Annotated in this window: 14 protein-coding genes; 7 read left to right on the top strand and 7 right to left on the bottom strand. The window is 71.7% G+C overall.

All coding sequences use genetic code 11. The features are described 5' to 3' along the window. The first annotated feature begins 107 nt into the window (after positions 1-107). Together AB0I54_RS09230 and AB0I54_RS09225 are read left to right on the top strand one after the other, a co-directional pair. Entirely contained in the window at positions 108-497 is a 390-nt protein-coding gene (locus AB0I54_RS09230; RefSeq protein WP_363295287.1) for a hypothetical protein, read from the top strand. Between the two features lie 84 nt (positions 498-581). Continuing rightward, a complete protein-coding gene (locus AB0I54_RS09225; RefSeq protein ID WP_363295286.1) occupies positions 582-2,015 on the top strand; it encodes an aminopeptidase in 1,434 nt (477 codons plus the stop codon). 39 nt (positions 2,016-2,054) lie between these two features. Here AB0I54_RS09225 and AB0I54_RS09220 read toward each other — a convergent pair whose 3' ends face one another. After that, entirely contained in the window at positions 2,055-2,675 is a 621-nt protein-coding gene (locus tag AB0I54_RS09220; RefSeq protein ID WP_363295285.1) for a hypothetical protein, read from the bottom strand. A gap of 113 nt (positions 2,676-2,788) precedes the next feature. After that, a complete protein-coding gene (locus AB0I54_RS09215; RefSeq protein WP_363295283.1) occupies positions 2,789-4,621 on the bottom strand; it encodes a glycoside hydrolase family 3 protein in 1,833 nt (610 codons plus the stop codon). 398 nt (positions 4,622-5,019) lie between these two features. Between AB0I54_RS09215 and aroA the strand changes: the two genes are divergently transcribed. Both aroA and AB0I54_RS09205 read left to right on the top strand, forming a co-directional pair. Continuing rightward, positions 5,020-6,288, top strand: a complete 1,269-nt coding sequence (aroA, locus tag AB0I54_RS09210) for a 3-phosphoshikimate 1-carboxyvinyltransferase (protein ID WP_363295282.1) — start codon at positions 5,020-5,022, stop codon at positions 6,286-6,288. Further along, a complete protein-coding gene (locus AB0I54_RS09205) occupies positions 6,285-6,887 on the top strand; it encodes an alpha/beta hydrolase (RefSeq protein WP_363295281.1) in 603 nt (200 codons plus the stop codon). Before aroA ends, AB0I54_RS09205 begins: the two co-directional genes overlap by 4 nt. On the opposite strand, the gene AB0I54_RS09200 is transcribed toward AB0I54_RS09205, so the two are convergent. The 4 genes from AB0I54_RS09200 to AB0I54_RS09185 form a co-directional block, all read right to left on the bottom strand. Then, a complete protein-coding gene (locus AB0I54_RS09200) occupies positions 6,862-8,130 on the bottom strand; it encodes an MFS transporter (protein WP_363295280.1) in 1,269 nt (422 codons plus the stop codon). The two genes, AB0I54_RS09205 and AB0I54_RS09200, sit on opposite strands and share 26 nt — an antisense overlap. 121 nt (positions 8,131-8,251) lie before the next feature. Then, entirely contained in the window at positions 8,252-9,052 is an 801-nt protein-coding gene (locus tag AB0I54_RS09195; RefSeq protein ID WP_363295279.1) for a sugar phosphate isomerase/epimerase family protein, read from the bottom strand. A 16-nt stretch (positions 9,053-9,068) separates the two neighbouring features. Beyond that, positions 9,069-10,001: a bifunctional helix-turn-helix transcriptional regulator/GNAT family N-acetyltransferase gene (locus AB0I54_RS09190; RefSeq protein WP_363295278.1), complete on the bottom strand. Its 933-nt coding sequence runs from the start codon at positions 9,999-10,001 to the stop codon at positions 9,069-9,071. A gap of 233 nt (positions 10,002-10,234) precedes the next feature. Beyond that, a complete protein-coding gene (locus tag AB0I54_RS09185) occupies positions 10,235-11,281 on the bottom strand; it encodes a LacI family DNA-binding transcriptional regulator (protein WP_363295277.1) in 1,047 nt (348 codons plus the stop codon). Positions 11,282-11,587: 306 nt separating this feature from the next. Here AB0I54_RS09185 and AB0I54_RS09180 point away from each other — a divergent pair, with 306 nt between their 5' ends. From AB0I54_RS09180 to AB0I54_RS09170, 3 genes are read left to right on the top strand one after another with little or no spacing between them, the layout of a single operon-like run. Next, the gene (locus tag AB0I54_RS09180) at positions 11,588-12,739 is read left to right on the top strand and encodes a Gfo/Idh/MocA family oxidoreductase (protein WP_363295276.1); all 1,152 of its coding nucleotides are present in this window, start codon (positions 11,588-11,590) and stop codon (positions 12,737-12,739) included. Then, positions 12,736-13,887 carry a dihydrodipicolinate synthase family protein gene (locus tag AB0I54_RS09175; protein ID WP_363295275.1) on the top strand — a complete coding sequence of 384 codons (1,152 nt, stop codon included), beginning with the start codon at positions 12,736-12,738 and terminating at the stop codon, positions 13,885-13,887. Before AB0I54_RS09180 ends, AB0I54_RS09175 begins: the two co-directional genes overlap by 4 nt. 29 nt (positions 13,888-13,916) lie before the next feature. Next, positions 13,917-14,717 carry a sugar phosphate isomerase/epimerase family protein gene (locus AB0I54_RS09170; protein WP_363295274.1) on the top strand — a complete coding sequence of 267 codons (801 nt, stop codon included), beginning with the start codon at positions 13,917-13,919 and terminating at the stop codon, positions 14,715-14,717. Between the two features lie 374 nt (positions 14,718-15,091). On the opposite strand, the gene AB0I54_RS09165 is transcribed toward AB0I54_RS09170, so the two are convergent. Continuing rightward, the gene (locus AB0I54_RS09165) at positions 15,092-15,994 is read right to left on the bottom strand and encodes a ribokinase (protein ID WP_363295273.1); all 903 of its coding nucleotides are present in this window, start codon (positions 15,992-15,994) and stop codon (positions 15,092-15,094) included. Between the last annotated feature and the right edge of the window lie 81 nt (positions 15,995-16,075).

The following is a 16,075-nucleotide window of genomic DNA, read 5'->3' as shown; positions in this document are numbered from 1 at the left end:
GGGGGCGGGCACTTCCGACGGTCGCGCAACCATCCGACATATGTCGTGCGTCCGTACATCAGTACGTACATCGATGGATGCAAGACTGCGGTACGGGAGGGACGACAGTGGACAGTGGTGCGATACGCCGACGGCTGGCGCTCGGCGCGGCCGTGCTGGCCGCGTCCGGAGTGCTCGCGCTCGTGGCACCGGGCAGCGCCCAGGCGGCGGACGGCTCCTGCACCGGGCGCAAGGTGAAGACCCTGCCCTTCTCCACCGGCACCGTGCTCGTCTACCGGAGCAACGGCTACGTCTGCGCCGTCACCGTGCCCGACCATCCCGGGACCAAGCGCTCGATGTCGGTCAGCGTGCAGGCCCGCGGCAACCGCCCGGTCGTCGACAAGGGCCGCTTCGCGTACCGCGCGGGCCCGGTGACGGTGCACGCCGGTCACCGCTGCGTATGGGTGAAGGGCTCGGTGGGTGCGGGCAAGGTGAGTTCCGGCTGGATCCTGTGCTGATCCGGCGCTAGCTCAATTCCCCCTGGTGTGACGGATGTTGCTCCGATAGTTTCCGGCGCACATCTGTCTCACAGGGGAGTGTGCATGCGCAAGGCACTCAGATGGCTGCTCGCGCTCATGGTGTTTCTAGGCACGCTGAGCACGGCGGGAGCGGCCACCGCCGCCGACGCCACGGGCGGCACGGACGTCGACATCAAGGACCGGCTGCTCGCGATACCGGGGATCAGCCTGATCCAGGAGAAGCCTTACGACGGCTATCGCTACTTCGTCCTGAACTACACCCAGCCGATCGACCACCGACATCCGTCGAAGGGCACGTTCCAGCAGCGGATCACCGTGCTGCACAAGGACGTCAGCCGCCCGACGGTCTTCTACACCAGCGGCTACAACGTCTCCACGAACCCCGGCCGCCGCGAGCCGACCCAGATCGTGGACGGCAACCAGGTCTCCCTGGAGTACCGCTTCTTCACCCCGTCCCGCCCCGACCCCGCCGACTGGACCAAGCTCGACATCTGGCAGGCGGCGAGCGACCAGCACCGCGTCTTCGAGGCCCTCAAGCCGCTCTACACGGGCAACTGGCTGGCGACGGGCGGCTCGAAGGGCGGCATGACCGCCACCTACTACGAGCGCTTCTACCCGCGCGACATGGACGGCGTGGTCGCGTACGTGGCCCCCAACGACGTGGTGAACAAGGAGGATTCGGCCTACGACCGCTTCTTCGAGAACGTCGGCACCAAGGAGTGCCGGGACCGGCTGAACGCGGTCCAGCGCGAGGCGCTGGTGCGCCGAGCGCCCCTGGAGAAGAAGTACGAGGCGTACGCCGCCGCCAACGGCCTCACCTTCACCACCGTCGGCGGCCTGGACCGCGCCTACGAGGCGGTCGTCCTCGACTACGTCTGGGGCTTCTGGCAGTACAGCCTGCTGTCCGACTGCGACAAGATCCCCGCCAACGCGGCGCGGGCGACCGACGACGAGATCTGGACCTCCATCGACACGATCTCCGGCTTCTCCGCCTACGCCGACCAGGGCCTGGAGACCTACACCCCGTACTACTACCAGGCCGGCACCCAACTCGGCGCGCCCACGATCCACTTCCCGCACATCGAGAAGGGCCTGATCCGCTACGGCTACCAGCCCCCGCGGAACTTCGTACCGCGCTCGATCCCGATGCGCTGGCAGCCGGCCGTCATGCGTGACGTGGACACCTGGGTCCGCCACCGCGCCCACCACATGCTCTTCGTCTACGGCCAGAACGACCCGTGGGGTTCGGAGCGCTTCCGGCTGGGCGCGGGCGCCCGTGACTCCTACGTCTTCACCGCGCCCGGCCTGAACCACGGCGCGAACGTCGCGGGCCTGGTGCCCGACCAGAAGGCCCTGGCCACGGCCCGCATCCTGGAGTGGGCGGGGGTCGCGTCGCCCGCGGTACAGGCGAACCCGTCGGCGGCGAAGCCGCTGGCCCGCTACGACGCGAAGCTGGACAGGGCCGACGTGGAGCGGGAGCCCGTGCTTCGGCCGTAGCGGTGTGCCGTTGAGGGGACCGGTGGGACCGGTGGGATGTCACACGGGCCGTGCGCATCCCACCGGCTCCGGACCCCCGAGCTGCACGTACAGGGCCGTCGACGCGGGGCACTCGGTGCGGCCGGCCACCGCCTCGACGACCTTGTACTGCGGCTTCCGTCTGCCCGAGCCGTCGCAGGCCGTCTCCCGGACCTGGCCGTCGCCGGAGCCGTAGACACAGTCGCCGACGATGGTGCGGGGGCCGCCCCCGCCGCCGGGGTCGCCGGGGTGCGGCGGTTCGAGGTTGCGCATACAGGCGTAGCCCCGCGGGATCGCCCCGTCGCCGTCCTCGTCGCTCGACGGGCGCTGCTCGCTGATGTGGAGCACGAAGTCGGTCGTGGCCGGGCAGAGGGGACCGTCGCCCATCCTGCCGTCGTAGCGGGCGACGACCCGTGCGGCCGCACGCTCACTGGTGCAGGGGACCTCGGTGACGCTCGTCGTGCCGAAGGAACTGCACTCGTGGGTCGCGAGGAACTGGACGCCGTATCCGGAGGTTCGGGCGGGCGTCGGTCTCGCGACGGGCTCGCCGGGGCCCTGCGAGCGCTGGCAGCCGGTCGTCATCAGGGCGACGACCAGTGCCGGCAGTGCGCACACCACCCCCACCGACCGTCTCCCGCGCATGGCGATCCCCCCAGACACCCCCGCACAGCGTGGCCCGCGACGGCGGGCACACGCCAGCGGTGTGGGAGGCTTTCCGCCTGTCGGCGGTGGTACGCCCGGTGTGCGACGTACGCCTAGTACGACAGCCCATGGCCGATGGGGTACAGCACCTGTGTCGGATCGTCCGCCCGCTGCACCGGTACCGGCAGCTTCCCGCGCGGTGCGACCCGCCCGGCGACGACCCGCGCGGCGGCGCGCAGTTCGACGTCGGTCCAGGAGTAGGTGGCCAGGCAGCCCTGGACGGAGGGGAGCTGGGCGACGTCGTACGGGTTGCGGACCGCGATCGCCACCACCGGCCTCCCGGTCGCCACCAGCTGTTCCACCAGCGTCTTCTGGCTGCCGGCCGCCGTGACGTTGTACGTCCCGACGACCACCGCGTCCGCGTCCCGCGCCGCCGTGACCGCCTTGGCGATGGTCGCGGCGGAGGGGGCCGTGCCGGTCGGCAGGGCGGTGGCCGTGAAGCCGAGTTCGGTGAGGGCGGCGGCCAGCACCGAGGTGGGCGGGCCCGTGGTGCCGGACGGGGAGGCGGGATCGGCGCCGACGACCAGGATCTTGTGGTGCGTCAGACGGGACAGCGGCAGGACTCCGCCCTCGTTGACCAGGAGGGTCGTCGTCCGCTCGGCGATACGGTCGGCCATCGCGAGGTGCGCCGCCGTACCGACCACGTGGTCGATGCCGGACGGGCTGACGTACGGCTGGTCGAGGATCCCCAGCCTCGCCTTCAGCCGCAGGATGCGCAGGATCGATTCGTCGAGCCGCGCCTCGGTGAGCTCGCCGTTCTGTACGGCCTTGAGGACGGCGTTCCACGCCACGCTCAGGTTGGGCGGGTTGAGGAGCTGGTCGACTCCCGCCTTCAGGGCGAGCACCGGCACCCGGTCGTCCCCGTACTTCGTGCGCACGCCCTCCATGCCGAGCGAGTCGGTGACGACGACTCCGTCGTAGCCCAGTTCCTCACGGAGGATGCCGGTGAGGATGGGGTGGGAGAGCGTGGCCGGGTCGCCGGAGTCGTCCAGCGCCGGGAACTGGATGTGCGCGGTCATGATCGAGTCGATGCCCGCCCTGATCGCCGCCCGGAAGGGCACCGCGTCCAGCCGCTCCCACAACTCCCGGCTGTGCGTGATGACCGGGAAGCCGTAGTGGCTGTCCACGGCGGTGTCGCCGTGGCCCGGGAAGTGCTTGGCGGTGGCCGCGACCCGCGCCGACTGATATCCCGTCACCTCGGCCGCCACCAGCCCGGCGACCGCGTCCGGATCGGCGCCGAAGGACCGTACGCCGATGACCGGGTTGGCCGGGTTGACGTTCACATCGGCGTCGGGGGAGTAGTCCTGGTTGATGCCGATGGCGCGCAGTTCGGCGCCGGAGATCCGGCCGAGGGCGCGGGCGTCGGCGCGGGAGCCGCCGGCCCCCATGGCCATGGCGCCCGGGAAGAGCGTGGCGGGCTTGCCGACCCGGCAGACGATGCCGTGCTCCTGGTCGGTGGCGACGAGGAGGGGGAGCCCGCGGGGCTGTTCCAGCGAGGCCCGCTGGATGCCGTTGGACAGATCGGCGATCTGGTGGGGATCGCGGGTGTTGTGGGCCCAGGTGAAGTAGATGATGCCGCCGACGCGGTACTTGGCGATCAGTTCGGCGGCCGTGCGTACGCCGATCTCCTTGAGGTTGGCGTCGATGTCGGCCTGGTCGGGGGCGGTGGCGGAGTGGCCGTAGACCCGCATCACGAAGAGCTGGCCGACCTTCTCCTCCAGCGTCATGCGGGAGATGAGGGCGCGGAGCCTCATTTCGCCGGGACCGGCGGCGTTCGCGGTACCGCCGACCGTCAGCGAGGCGGTGACGCCGGCGGTGGCGGCGAGGACGGTTCGTCTGGACGGACGTGCGGTGCTTCCTGTGCTTCCCGTGCTGGTGTCGGGCACGTGCGCTCCTTTCGGAGATCACTGAAGGAAACTTCCGAGAAGTCACCCATATCCAGGAAGTTTCTGCCAGTCAAGGGAATGCACAGTAACCAGACCGGGGCCGCCATCGGCGCAGTTGGAGGGGGGCGCGCCGATGACGGCGTGCTGCCGGCCGCAGTGCGGCGGAGAGGGTGGTCAGCGATCGCAGCCAGCAGCGAGGCCGACACCGCACCGCGGAGACTCGTCCGGCAGCCTGCGGGTTGGACGGACCGGGGTGGGGCAGGGTTCCCCCGCCCGGGTGGATTCCCGCAAGTCGGTGAAGGGGTGGCGGGGGTGCCGGGGGAGGCGCGTGCGACGGCGCGCGGTCCAGTCGGCGGACGCACCGGCACACGCCGGGCCGTTGACCGGATCATGTGGGCATGCCCGTAGTCGACATCCCCGGTTCCAAGTCCATCACCGCCCGCGCCCTCTTCCTCGCGGCCGCGGCCGACGGAGTCACCACCCTCGTACGCCCGCTTCGTTCGGACGACACCGAGGGCTTCGCCGAGGGCCTGACCCGGCTCGGCTACCGCGTGGGCCGCACCCCGGACACCTGGCAGATCGACGGCCGCCCCGAGGGCCCCGCGCTGCCCGAGGCCGACGTCTACTGCCGCGACGGCGCGACCACGGCCCGCTTCCTGCCCACCCTGGCCGCGGCCGGCCACGGCAGCTACCGCTTCGACGCCTCGCCCCAGATGCGCCGCCGTCCCCTGGCCCCGCTGACCCGGGCCCTGCGCGACCTCGGCGTGGACCTGCGCCACGAGGAGGCGGAGGGGCACCACCCGCTGCGCATCGAGGCGGCGGGCGTCGAGGGCGGCGAGGTGGTCCTGGACGCGGGCCAGTCGTCCCAGTACCTGACGGCCCTGCTCCTGCTGGGCCCGCTGACCCGCAAGGGCCTGCGGATCCGGGTGACGGACCTGGTCTCGGCGCCGTACGTGGAGATCACCATCGCGATGATGCGGGAGTTCGGGGCCGAAGTACGGCGGGAGGGCGACGTCTTCGTGGTCGGGCCGGGCGGCTACCGGGCCACGACATACGCGGTGGAGCCGGACGCGTCGACGTCGAGCTACTTCTTCGCGGCGGCGGCCGTCACCCCGGGCGCGGAGGTCACCGTCCCCGGGCTGGGCGCCGGTGCCCTCCAGGGGGACCTGGCCTTCGTGGACGTACTGCGCAGGATGGGTGCCGAGGTGGAGATCGGACCCGACCGCACGACGGTGCGGGGGACGGGGGTGCTGAGGGGCCTGACGGTCAACATGCGGGACATCTCCGACACGATGCCCACGCTGGCCGCGATCGCGCCCTTCGCCTCCGGCCCGGTCCGCATCGAGGACGTGGCCAACACGCGGGTGAAGGAGTGCGACCGGCTGGACGCCTGCGCGGAGAACCTCCGGCGGCTGGGGATCTCCGTGTCCACCGGCCCCGACCGGATCGAGATCCAGCCCGGCGAACCCCTGCCCGACGTCCAGCTCAAGTCCTACGGCGACCACCGCATCGTCATGTCCTTCGCGGTGACGGGACTTCGGGTGCCGGGAGTGTCGTTCGACGAACCCGGGTGCGTGCGGAAGACGTTCCCCGGGTTCCACGGGGCCTTCGGGAACCTGAGGGCCGCACTGGGTTCACTGGGGTCACTGGGATCATCGAACGCATGACCAAGCACACTCCGGGCTCCTACCTCATCCTGCACGGCTGGCAGAACCGCCGCCCCGCGGACCACTGGCAGCACTGGCTGGCCGACCGGCTCACCGAGCTGGGACACCGGGTCACCTATCCGCAACTGCCCGACCCCGACGACCCGGACCTCGACGTCTGGCTCGGCGAACTGGCCCGCCACCTCGGCGGGCTCGACCCGGCCGGGGAACGCGTCGTCCTCGCGCACAGCGCCTCCGCCGTGCTCTGGCTGCACGCGGCCGCCCGCGGCATGCAGGAGCAACGGGCGGCCGACCGGGTGCTGCTCGTCGCGCCGCCGTCCGCCTCCGTGCTCGTACGGCATCCGGAGATCGCCGGGTTCGTGCCGCCCGCCCCGGACTTCGCCCTCCCCGGGCCCACCCGGCTCGTCGCCGGCGACGACGACCCGTACTGCCCCGAGGGCGCGCGCACCCTCTACGGCGACCCGCTCGGCATCCCCACCGAGATCATCCCGGGCGCCGGCCATCTCGACCTCGTCGCGGGCTACGGCTCCTGGCCCGCCGTACTGGAGTGGTGCCTGGAAGCCTCCGCGCCGCTCACCGCTCGTCCGGCGGCGCACTAGCCCCGTCGCGCAGCTCCGGTGTCGTGGCGCCCACCGCGCCGACCGCCAGCAGGCACAGCAGCCCGCCGGTGATCAGGGCGGTGGCACCGGAGGTCCAGCCGGCCACCAGACCGCCGCGCACGTTGCCGAGGCTGGGGCCCGCCTGGCCGACGATCGTCTCCGCCGCCGTGACCCGGCCCAGCAGGGCGTCGGGGGTACGGGTCTGCACGATCGTCGAGCGCGAGACCACGGACAGGGCGTCGGCCGCTCCGGCCACGACCAGGAGGCCGAGGCCGGTCCACGGGTCGGTGGACATGCCGAACAGGACGAGTGCGGCGCCCCAGGTCCCCGCCCCGCACAGCATCACCCGGCCCGGCCGGCCGAGCCGGGTCACCGAGCCGGACAGGGCCGTCGCCCCGATGCCGCCGATCGCCATCGCGGAGAGGAGGAGGCCCAGGGTGCGCGGGTTGTCGCCGAAGCGCTCGGCGTTGACCAGGGGGAAGAGGCTGGTCGGGAAGGACAGCACGGTCGCGGCCAGGTCGGTGATCAGCGCGCCCCGCACCACCCGGTGCCGGGCCAGGAAGCGCAGCCCGTCCAGCACCCCGTGCAGGCCCGCCCGCGACGGCTCGCCCTCGGGTGGCAGCGCGGGCAGGCCGAAGGCGCCGTAGAAGGCGAGGGCGAAGCTCAGGGCGTCCAGGAGGTAGCAGGCGCCGATGCCCAGCGAGCCCAGCAGCACACCCCCCAGTGCGGGGCCGGCCAGCATCATCGACTTGCCGGTGATCTGGTTGAGGGCCAGTCCCGCGGCCACCTGGTCCTTGGGCAGCAGTCGGGGGACGAAGACGCCCGCCGCCGGTGCGCCGAGCGCGCCGAAGGCCGACTGCGTGGCCACCAGGGCGAGGACGGCGGACACCGGGACGTGCCCGGTGAAGCCCTGCACGGCGAGCAGCACGGAGCAGGCCGCCTGGCCGACGGTCGCCGTCAGAAAGACCCGGCGCCGGTCGGCCCGGTCCACCCAGGCCCCGGCGAACAGCCCGAACACCACCAGCGGCAGCGCCTGCGCCAACCCGATCGCACCGCTCCAGGCCGCGCTGTGGGTCATGTCCCAGACCTGGTACATGACGGTGACCATGGTCATGAAGCCACCGAGCGAGGACACCGTCCGGCCGATCAGCAGCCGCCGGAAGACGGGGGAGGTGCGCAGGGGCGTGACGTCGATGAGGGAACGCGACAGGCGTGTCAGGCCGGTCAGCCTCGTCAGGCTCATGAGGGCATGACGGGGTGCGGCGAGGCGGGTGGGTGAGTCACCCGGGGGAGGCTAACCGCGGGGCTGCGGGGCGGGCCAACCAATTACCGGGGAGGGAGTCTCAGGTACTGGGGAGGGAGTCTCAGGCGGCGTCGGTGAGCAGTCGTGCGAGATGTTCCCGGCCCCTGCCCAGCAGCTCCGGAAGCGGCGGTGCCGCCTCGTACCACCGCTTCTCGTACTCCCAGCACAGCCAGCCCTCCCAGCTGTGCCGGCAGAGCACGTCCACGCACTCGGTGAGCGGCAGCACTCCGGCGCCGAGCGGCAGCGGGGTGGTGTCGTCGGCCGAGGCGATGTCCTTGACCTGGACGTATCCGAGATACGGGGCGAGCGCCGCGTAGGACTCCGAGGGCTGCTCGCCGCCCAGCCAGGTGTGCATCACGTCCCACAGCGCGCCGACCTGGCGGTGGCCGACCAGGCCCAGGACGCGGATCGCGTCGGCGCCGGTGCGGTGCGAGTCGTGGGTTTCGAGCAGGATGCGTACGCCCAGTGCGGAGGCGTGCTCGGCGGCGGTGCCCAGCCGCCGGGCGGCCGTGGCGTCGGCCTCTTCCCGGGGCCGGCCGGGGGCGGCGCCCGGGAAGACCCGGACGAAGGGGGCGCTCAGGTCATGGGCGAGATCGAGGAGCCCGCGGAGCTCGTCGAGCACGGGTTCGTCGTCACCCGGCGCGGCGACGCGCGTGTACCCGGCGATGCCCATGATCTCGATCCCCGCCGCCTTGAACTCGGCGGCCACATCGGTCCGTTCGTCCGGTCCGAGGCCGATGTGCACCGGCTCCTCCGGATGGGCGCGCAGCTCGACGCCGTGATAGCCGTGCGCGGTCGCGAGCGCCAGTACCTCAGGTACGGGCAGACCGGGAACACCGAGGGTGGAGAAGGCGAGCTTCATGTTTGGACCCTACTCGTCAATCGCCCGATCCGTGCAGATCCAGACGCCAGTCCTGTCCCGTCAGATCCTTGCCGAAGGAGCGGTGGGCCTCCTCGGTGACCAGGGCGAAGCCGTGGCGCTGGTAGATACGGCGGGCGGCGGAGAGGACGTCGTTCGTCCACAGGACCAGCTCGCGGTAGCCGACACCGCGCGCGAAGTCGATGACGGCCTCGACGAGCCGGTCGCCGATGCCGAGGCCGCGCGCGTCGGGCTCGACGAGGAGGAGGCGGAGGCGGGCGGTGGCCGGGGCCTCGTCCCGTACGCACATCACGCATCCCACGGGCCGCCCGCCCAGCTCGGCGATCCACACCCGCTCCAGATGCGGGTCGTGGTCCTGCGCGAAGTCCGCGACGATACGCGCGACCAGCCCTTCGTAGTCCGCGTTCCAGTCGTACTCGGCGGCGTACAGCGCGGCGTTGCGCTGCACGATCCAGCCGAGGTCACCGGGACCGGGCTCGCGCAGCACGACCTCGCCCGGACCTGGGGCGGCCTTGTCCCCCAGGAGGGTACGGATGGTCCGCATCGCCTCCGCGAGGCGCGGCCGGTCACCGGGGCGCACGGTGCCGAGCAGCGAGCCGACGCTCTCCCGGGCCCGCTCGTCGAGCAGCTCGGCGGCCTCCCGCCCCCGCGGGGTGAGCGCGATGCGCCGCCGCCGCGGATCCGTTTCGGAGGCCGAGCGCTCGACCAGGCCGTCCTGCTCGAACTTGTTCAGGATCCGACTCAAGTAACCGGCGTCCAAGGAGAGTTCGGTGCGCAGATCGGCCGCGTCGGTGCGCGGGGAGTGCGCCAGCTCGTACAGGACGCGGGACTCGGTGAGGGTGTAGGGCGCGTAGAGGTGGCGGCCGTAGTCGAGGGCGCCGATGACGTTGGTGTAGAAGCGGTTGAAGGCACGGATGTCCTGAACGCTCATGATCACTCGGCTCCCCGGATGCTTGACTCAGTCAGAGATACCGCCGATTCGAGGCTAGGGCACGGGGACGGGGGCGTCCATGCTCCGGCGGAGTGTCCGGTTGCCGTTGGGCCGCGGGGACGCGGTCGCGCCTCGCCGGGTGTGGGTGGCCCAGGGCTTCCGCTCTGTCTCTGTTGGACACTCCGTCTCTGCTGGAGTGGGTAGGGCGGGCCGAGTCGTGGGGTGCGGCGGTGCTAGGACCGCGGTACTCCGGAGGAGGCTCGGACCATCAGTTCTCCGCGTACCGTGGCGATTCCGCCGGGCGGGGGTTCCTCCCGGCCCATGGCGATGCGGCCCGCTCGGGCTCCGGCCTCGGAGAGGGGCAGGCGTACCGTCGTCAGGGACGGTACCGCGTCGAGGCTGAAGGGCAGGTCGTCGAAGCCCGCCACCGAGACGTCCTCGGGGATGCGGCGGCCGGAGTCGCGCAGGGCCGCGCAGGCGCCCAGGGCGACGGAGTCGTTCGCGGCCACCACCGCCGTCAGGGACGGGTCCCTGCGCAGCAGTTCGAGCGTCGCCTCGTAGCCCGACCGGCGGTCGTAGCGGCCGTGGACGGTCCAGCGCGCGTCCTCCTCGATGCCCGCCGCCTCCAGCGCCTCCCGGTGTCCCTCCAGACGGTGCCGGGTCGTGGTCCGCTCCTCGGGGCCGGCGATGTAGCCGAGGCGGCGGTGGCCCAGGCCGATCAGGTGCTCGGTCAGCCGGCGGGCGCCGCCGCGGTTGTCGAAGGTGAGGGCGATGGCCTGGGTGTCGGGGGCCGGCGGCCGTCCGCACAGGACCACCCGTGTTCCGGCCTCCGTCAGCTTGCGGAGCTTGGCCGTCATGGCGGCCGCGTGCGGTTCGTCCTCCACCGCGCCGCCCGTGAGGATCACCGCCGCGGCCCGCTGCCGCTGGAGCAGGGTCAGATAGGTCAGTTCGCGCTCCGGGGAGCCTCCGGTGTTGCAGACGACCGCCAGCCTCTCGCCGCCCGCGCGCCCGCCGGGACCGCCGATCTCGCCCTGGATCGCGCTCGCCATGATGCCGAAGAAGGGGTCCGCGATGTCGTTGACCAGGATGCCGACCAGGTCCGAGGTCGCCGCCGCGAGGGCACTCGCCGGGCCGTTGAGGACGTAGTCCAGCTCGTCGACCGCCCGCAGCACCCGCTCCCGCGTGGAGGCGGCCACGGGATAGTTGCCGTTCAGCACGCGCGACACCGTCGCGGGCGAGACCTGGGCGCGGGCCGCCACGTCCGCCAGGGTCACCGTCATCTCGTCGTCCTCCGGTCGCGCTTCTCGTCGTACGTCCACGTGCGGCGTACGTCGTCATACACAGGCCGCGCACGGGGAACGGTTCCACGGTCACGGTTTTGTGCAGTTCGAGCAGACCTTACGGCCCACGACCCCTCTTGTTCGCCCCCTCGAACAACTCGATGTGGACACGGCCTTGTCCGGACCATGGGTCAGAGGCTAGCTTCTCCTGTGGTAGAAAGCGCTTGCTGTGCGGTCTACCAGTAGTACCGGGGAAGGCAAGAGAAGACCGGTATCCAGGCGTCGAACGCCTACGAAGGGAATGACGTGACACGCAAGACCGTGCGTATCGCCATGAACGGCGTGACCGGGCGTATGGGTTACCGCCAGCACCTCGTCCGGTCGGTCCTCGCCCTGCGCGACCAGGGCGGCCTCGACCTCGGCGACGGCACCGTGCTGTGGCCGGAACCGGTCCTCGTCGGCCGCCGTGAGCACGCCCTGCGCGAGATCGCCGAGCGGCACGGGCTGGAACACTGGTCGACGGACGTGGACGCGGTCCTCGCCGACCCGACCGTCGACATCTACTTCGACGCCCAGGTCACCTCCGCCCGCGAGGAGGCCATCATGCGGGCCGTCGCCGCAGGCAAGCACATCTACACCGAGAAGCCCACCGCCACGGGGCTGGAGGGCGCCCTCGAACTCGCCCGCCTCGCCCATGAGAAGGGGATCAAGCACGGTGTCGTACAGGACAAGATCTTCCTGCCGGGGCTGCTCAAGCTGAAGCGGCTCATCGACGGCGGGTTCTTCGGGCGGATCCTGTCCGTCCGGGGCGAGTTCGGATACTGGGTCTTCGAGGGCGACTGGCAGTCCGCCCAGCGGCCCTCGTGGAACTACCGTGCCGAGGACGGCGGCGGCATCGTCGTCGACATGTTCCCGCACTGGGAGTACGTGCTGCACGAGCTCTTCGGGCGGGTCGCGACCGTGCAGGCGCTCGCCGCCACGCATGTTCCGCAGCGCTGGGACGAGGACGGCAAGCCCTACGACGCCACCGCTGACGACGCCGCCTACGGCATCTTCGAACTGGAGGGCGGTGCCGTCGCCCAGATCAACTCCTCCTGGGCGGTGCGGGTCAACCGGGACGAGCTCGTCGAGTTCCAGGTCGACGGGACGGAGGGGTCGGCCGTCGCCGGGCTGCGCAACTGCCGCGTCCAGCACCGGTCCGCCACCCCCAAGCCCGTGTGGGACCCGGACGTCCCCGCCACCGAGGTCTTCCGCGACCAGTGGCAGGAGGTGCCGGACAACGCCGAGTTCGACAACGGCTTCAAGGCGCAGTGGGAGCTGTTCCTGAAGCACGTGTACGCCGACGCGCCGTACCACTGGGACCTGCTCGCAGGAGCGCGTGGCGTCCAACTCGCCGAACTGGGCCTGAAGTCCTCGGCCGAGGGCCGCCGTATCGAGGTTCCGGAGATCTCGCTGTGACCATTCGACTCCCTGGACGTGGCGGCCGGTTGCGGGCCTACGAGCCTCGTGCGGAGCCGCTCGCGCTCGCCCCGGGCCGTTCCTTCACCTCCCGTACGGTCTTCTCCGCCGCGCATGTCGTCGCCGATCCGTTCGCCGACGTGTCGCCCGACTCGCCGGCCGCCGTCGACTGGGACGCCACCCTCGCCTTCCGCCGCCATCTGTGGTCCCACGGGCTGGGCGTCGCCGAGGCCATGGACACCGCACAGCGCGGAATGGGACTGGACTGGGCGGGCGCGGCCGAGCTGATCCGGCGGTCCGCCGCCGAGGCGAAGGCGGTCGGCGGGCGGATCGCCTGCGGAGTCGGCACCGATCAGATCACCGGCGGGTCACTCGTGGAGATCCGCGCGGCGTACGAGGAGCAGCTCGCGCTCGTCGAGGAGTCCGGGGCGCAGGCGATCCTGATGGCGTCGCGGGCGCTGCCGGCGGCCGCCGAAGGGCCCGAGGACTACCTGGAGGTGTACGGCCATCTCCTGCGGCAGGCCTCCGAACCGGTGATCCTGCACTGGCTCGGGCCGATGTTCGACCCGGCGCTGGAGGGCTACTGGGGGTCGGCGGACCTCGACGCCGCCACCGACACCTTCCTGGAGGTCATCGCCGAGCACCCGGACAAGGTCGACGGAATCAAGGTCTCCCTGCTGGACGCCCAGCGGGAGATCGATCTGCGCCGCCGGCTCCCGCAGGGGGTGCGCTGCTACACCGGCGACGACTTCAACTACCCCGAACTGATCGCGGGCGACGAGAAGGGCTTCAGTCACGCACTGCTCGGCATCTTCGACCCGCTCGGTCCCCTGGCGGCGGAGGCGGTCCGGGTCCTCGACACGGGCGACCGGGCCGGCTTCCGTGAACTGCTCGACCCGACCGTCGAGTTGTCCCGCCACCTCTTCCGGGCCCCGACCCGCTTCTACAAGACCGGGGTCGTCTTCCTGGCCTGGCTCGCGGGGCACCAAGCGCACTTCACGATGGTCGGCGGCCTCCAGTCGGCCCGCTCCCTGCCGCACTTCACCCGCGCCTACGAACTCGCCGACGGCCTCGGCCTGTTCCCGGACCCGAAGCTCGCGGAGGAACGGATGAAGAGTCTGCTCTGTCTGTACGGGGTGAACCAGTGACCGGTCTTGAGCGTTTCAGCATCAACCAGATGACCGTGAAGCAGCTGTCGATGCCCGAACTGGTCGACGCCTGCCGCGAGCTGGGCATCGGCAACGTCGGCCTGTGGCGGGAGCCCGTGCAGACGTACGGCCTTGAGGAGACCGCGAAGCTCGTCCGTGACGCGGGTCTGACGGTGACCACCCTGTGCCGGGGCGGCTTCTTCACGGCCGTCGACCCGGACGCGCGTGCCGTCGCCGTTGCCGACAACCGCCGCGCCGTCGACGAGGCGGCCGCGCTCGGCACCGACACCCTGGTGCTGGTCTCGGGCGGCCTCCCGGCCGGCTCCCGGGACCTGTACGGCGCCCGCGAGCGCATCGCGGACGCGGTCGCGGAGCTGGGCCCGTACGCGGAGTCCCGGGGGGTACGGCTGGCCATCGAGGCCCTCCACCCGATGTACGCCTCCGACCGCTGTGTGGTCTCCACCCTCGCCCAGGCCCTGGACCTCGCGGAACGCTTCCCCGCGCACCAGGTGGGCGTCACGGTGGACACCTACCACATCTGGTGGGACGACTCGGCGCCCGCGCAGATCGAGCGGGCGGGCGCGGGCGGCCGTATCCACAGCTTCCAACTCGCCGACTGGACCACCCCGTTGCCGGAGGGCGTCCTCAACGGACGCGGGCAGCTCGGGGACGGCTCGATCGACATGCGGGAGTGGACGCGGTACGTGGAGGCGGCCGGTTACACCGGTCCCATCGAAGTGGAGCTGTTCAACGAGGAGTTGTGGGCGCGGGACGGGCGGGAGGTGCTCGCGGAGACCGCGGCGCGATTCATGGAACACGTGATCAAATGATCATGTAACGGAAATGGGCGCGGTACTGGGGCGGCTGGAACGCGGACGGCCCGCTTCGACCGTCACGACCGCTGATACAACCTCACCGAGGTCACGCTGCTCGGGGAACTGCTGTCGCAGACCGTCGCCGCCGACGAGCCGCACCTGCTCGGCAACGCGGACTGGCTCGGCCGCATGAGGCTGAAAAAATCTTGGAATGCCCGTACAACCCTTTTCCCACCCGCCGTGTCGTACTTGGCGTCAGGACTTCTGGAGGGGGATCCGGGGGGATCGCGGGGGTTCTGATACGGAGGGGAAGAGCCGAGGGGGCCTGGTCGACGGACCAGGCCCCCTCGAAGCTGTCCGGCGCCTGCCGACGTGGCCGGCGCCTTCTCTCAGAGCCTCGCGACCTCTTCTTCCGTCGGGAACGACTCCTGCGCGCCCCGCTTCGTCACGGCGGCGGCTCCCACGCGGGCCGCGTAGGCCGCCGCCTCAGTGAGGGACGCGCCCGTCCCCAGGCGCCAGGCCAGTGCCGCGGTGAACGCGTCGCCCGCGCCGGTGGTGTCCACCGCGGCCACCTTCACCGACGGAACACGCGCCACGCCCTGGGCGTCGGCCACCAGCGCGCCCTCCGCGCCCAGCGTCACGACCACCGACCGCGGGCCCTTCGCCAGCAGCAGCCGCGCCCAGTCCTCGGGCCGCTCGCTCACACAGGCGTCCCCCAGGACGACCCTCGCCTCGTGCTCGTTCACGATCAGCGGGTCACAGGCGGCCAGCACCTCGGCCGGGATCGGGCGCGGCGGGGAGGGGTTCAGGACGAAGCGGCTGTCGGGGGCGATGCCGCGTACGACTTCCACGACCGTCTCCAGCGGGATCTCCAGCTGCGCCGACACCACCCGGGAGGCGTGGAAGAGGCTCCCGGCAGCCCGTATGTCCGTCGGCGTCAGCCGGCCGTTCGCGCCCGGCGACACCACGATGCTGTTGTCCCCGGACGGGTCCACCGTGATCAGCGCGACCCCGGTCGGCGCACCGCCGACCAGCACCCCCACCGTGTCGACACCGGCCGCCCGCTGCGACTCCAGGAGCAGTCGGCCGTGGGCGTCGTCCCCGACCCGGGCCAGCAGGACCGTACGGGCCCCGAGCCGGGCGGCCGCGACCGCCTGGTTGGCGCCCTTGCCGCCGGGGTGGACGGCCAGGTCTCCGCCTAGCACCGTCTCTCCGGCGCCGGGACGCCGCTCGACAGCTATCACCAGGTCGGCGTTGGCCGATCCCACGACCAGGAGGTCGTAGTCGTACATATGAGGCTCCTGTCCCGACTGTTCCGACGTGTATGGCGCGCCTGTACATCCCGCCCGTTGCCCGTGGGCTTCCCGGACTGT

Source organism: Streptomyces sp. NPDC050625, from assembly GCF_040654755.1.
Classification (GTDB): domain Bacteria; phylum Actinomycetota; class Actinomycetes; order Streptomycetales; family Streptomycetaceae; genus Streptomyces.
This window is presented reverse-complemented; position numbering and strand designations above follow the sequence as displayed.

Coding starts and splice junctions, on each gene's coding strand:
- AB0I54_RS09225 (WP_363295286.1), top strand. CDS start 582: ATGCGCAAGGCACTCAGATGGCTGCTCGCGCTCATGGTGTTTCTAGGC.
- AB0I54_RS09220 (WP_363295285.1), bottom strand. CDS start 2,675: ATGCGCGGGAGACGGTCGGTGGGGGTGGTGTGCGCACTGCCGGCACTG.
- aroA (WP_363295282.1), top strand. CDS start 5,020: ATGCCCGTAGTCGACATCCCCGGTTCCAAGTCCATCACCGCCCGCGCC.
- AB0I54_RS09205 (WP_363295281.1), top strand. CDS start 6,285: ATGACCAAGCACACTCCGGGCTCCTACCTCATCCTGCACGGCTGGCAG.
- AB0I54_RS09200 (WP_363295280.1), bottom strand. CDS start 8,130: ATGAGCCTGACGAGGCTGACCGGCCTGACACGCCTGTCGCGTTCCCTC.
- AB0I54_RS09195 (WP_363295279.1), bottom strand. CDS start 9,052: ATGAAGCTCGCCTTCTCCACCCTCGGTGTTCCCGGTCTGCCCGTACCT.
- AB0I54_RS09190 (WP_363295278.1), bottom strand. CDS start 10,001: ATGAGCGTTCAGGACATCCGTGCCTTCAACCGCTTCTACACCAACGTC.
- AB0I54_RS09185 (WP_363295277.1), bottom strand. CDS start 11,281: ATGACGGTGACCCTGGCGGACGTGGCGGCCCGCGCCCAGGTCTCGCCC.
- AB0I54_RS09170 (WP_363295274.1), top strand. CDS start 13,917: ATGACCGTGAAGCAGCTGTCGATGCCCGAACTGGTCGACGCCTGCCGC.
- AB0I54_RS09165 (WP_363295273.1), bottom strand. CDS start 15,994: ATGTACGACTACGACCTCCTGGTCGTGGGATCGGCCAACGCCGACCTG.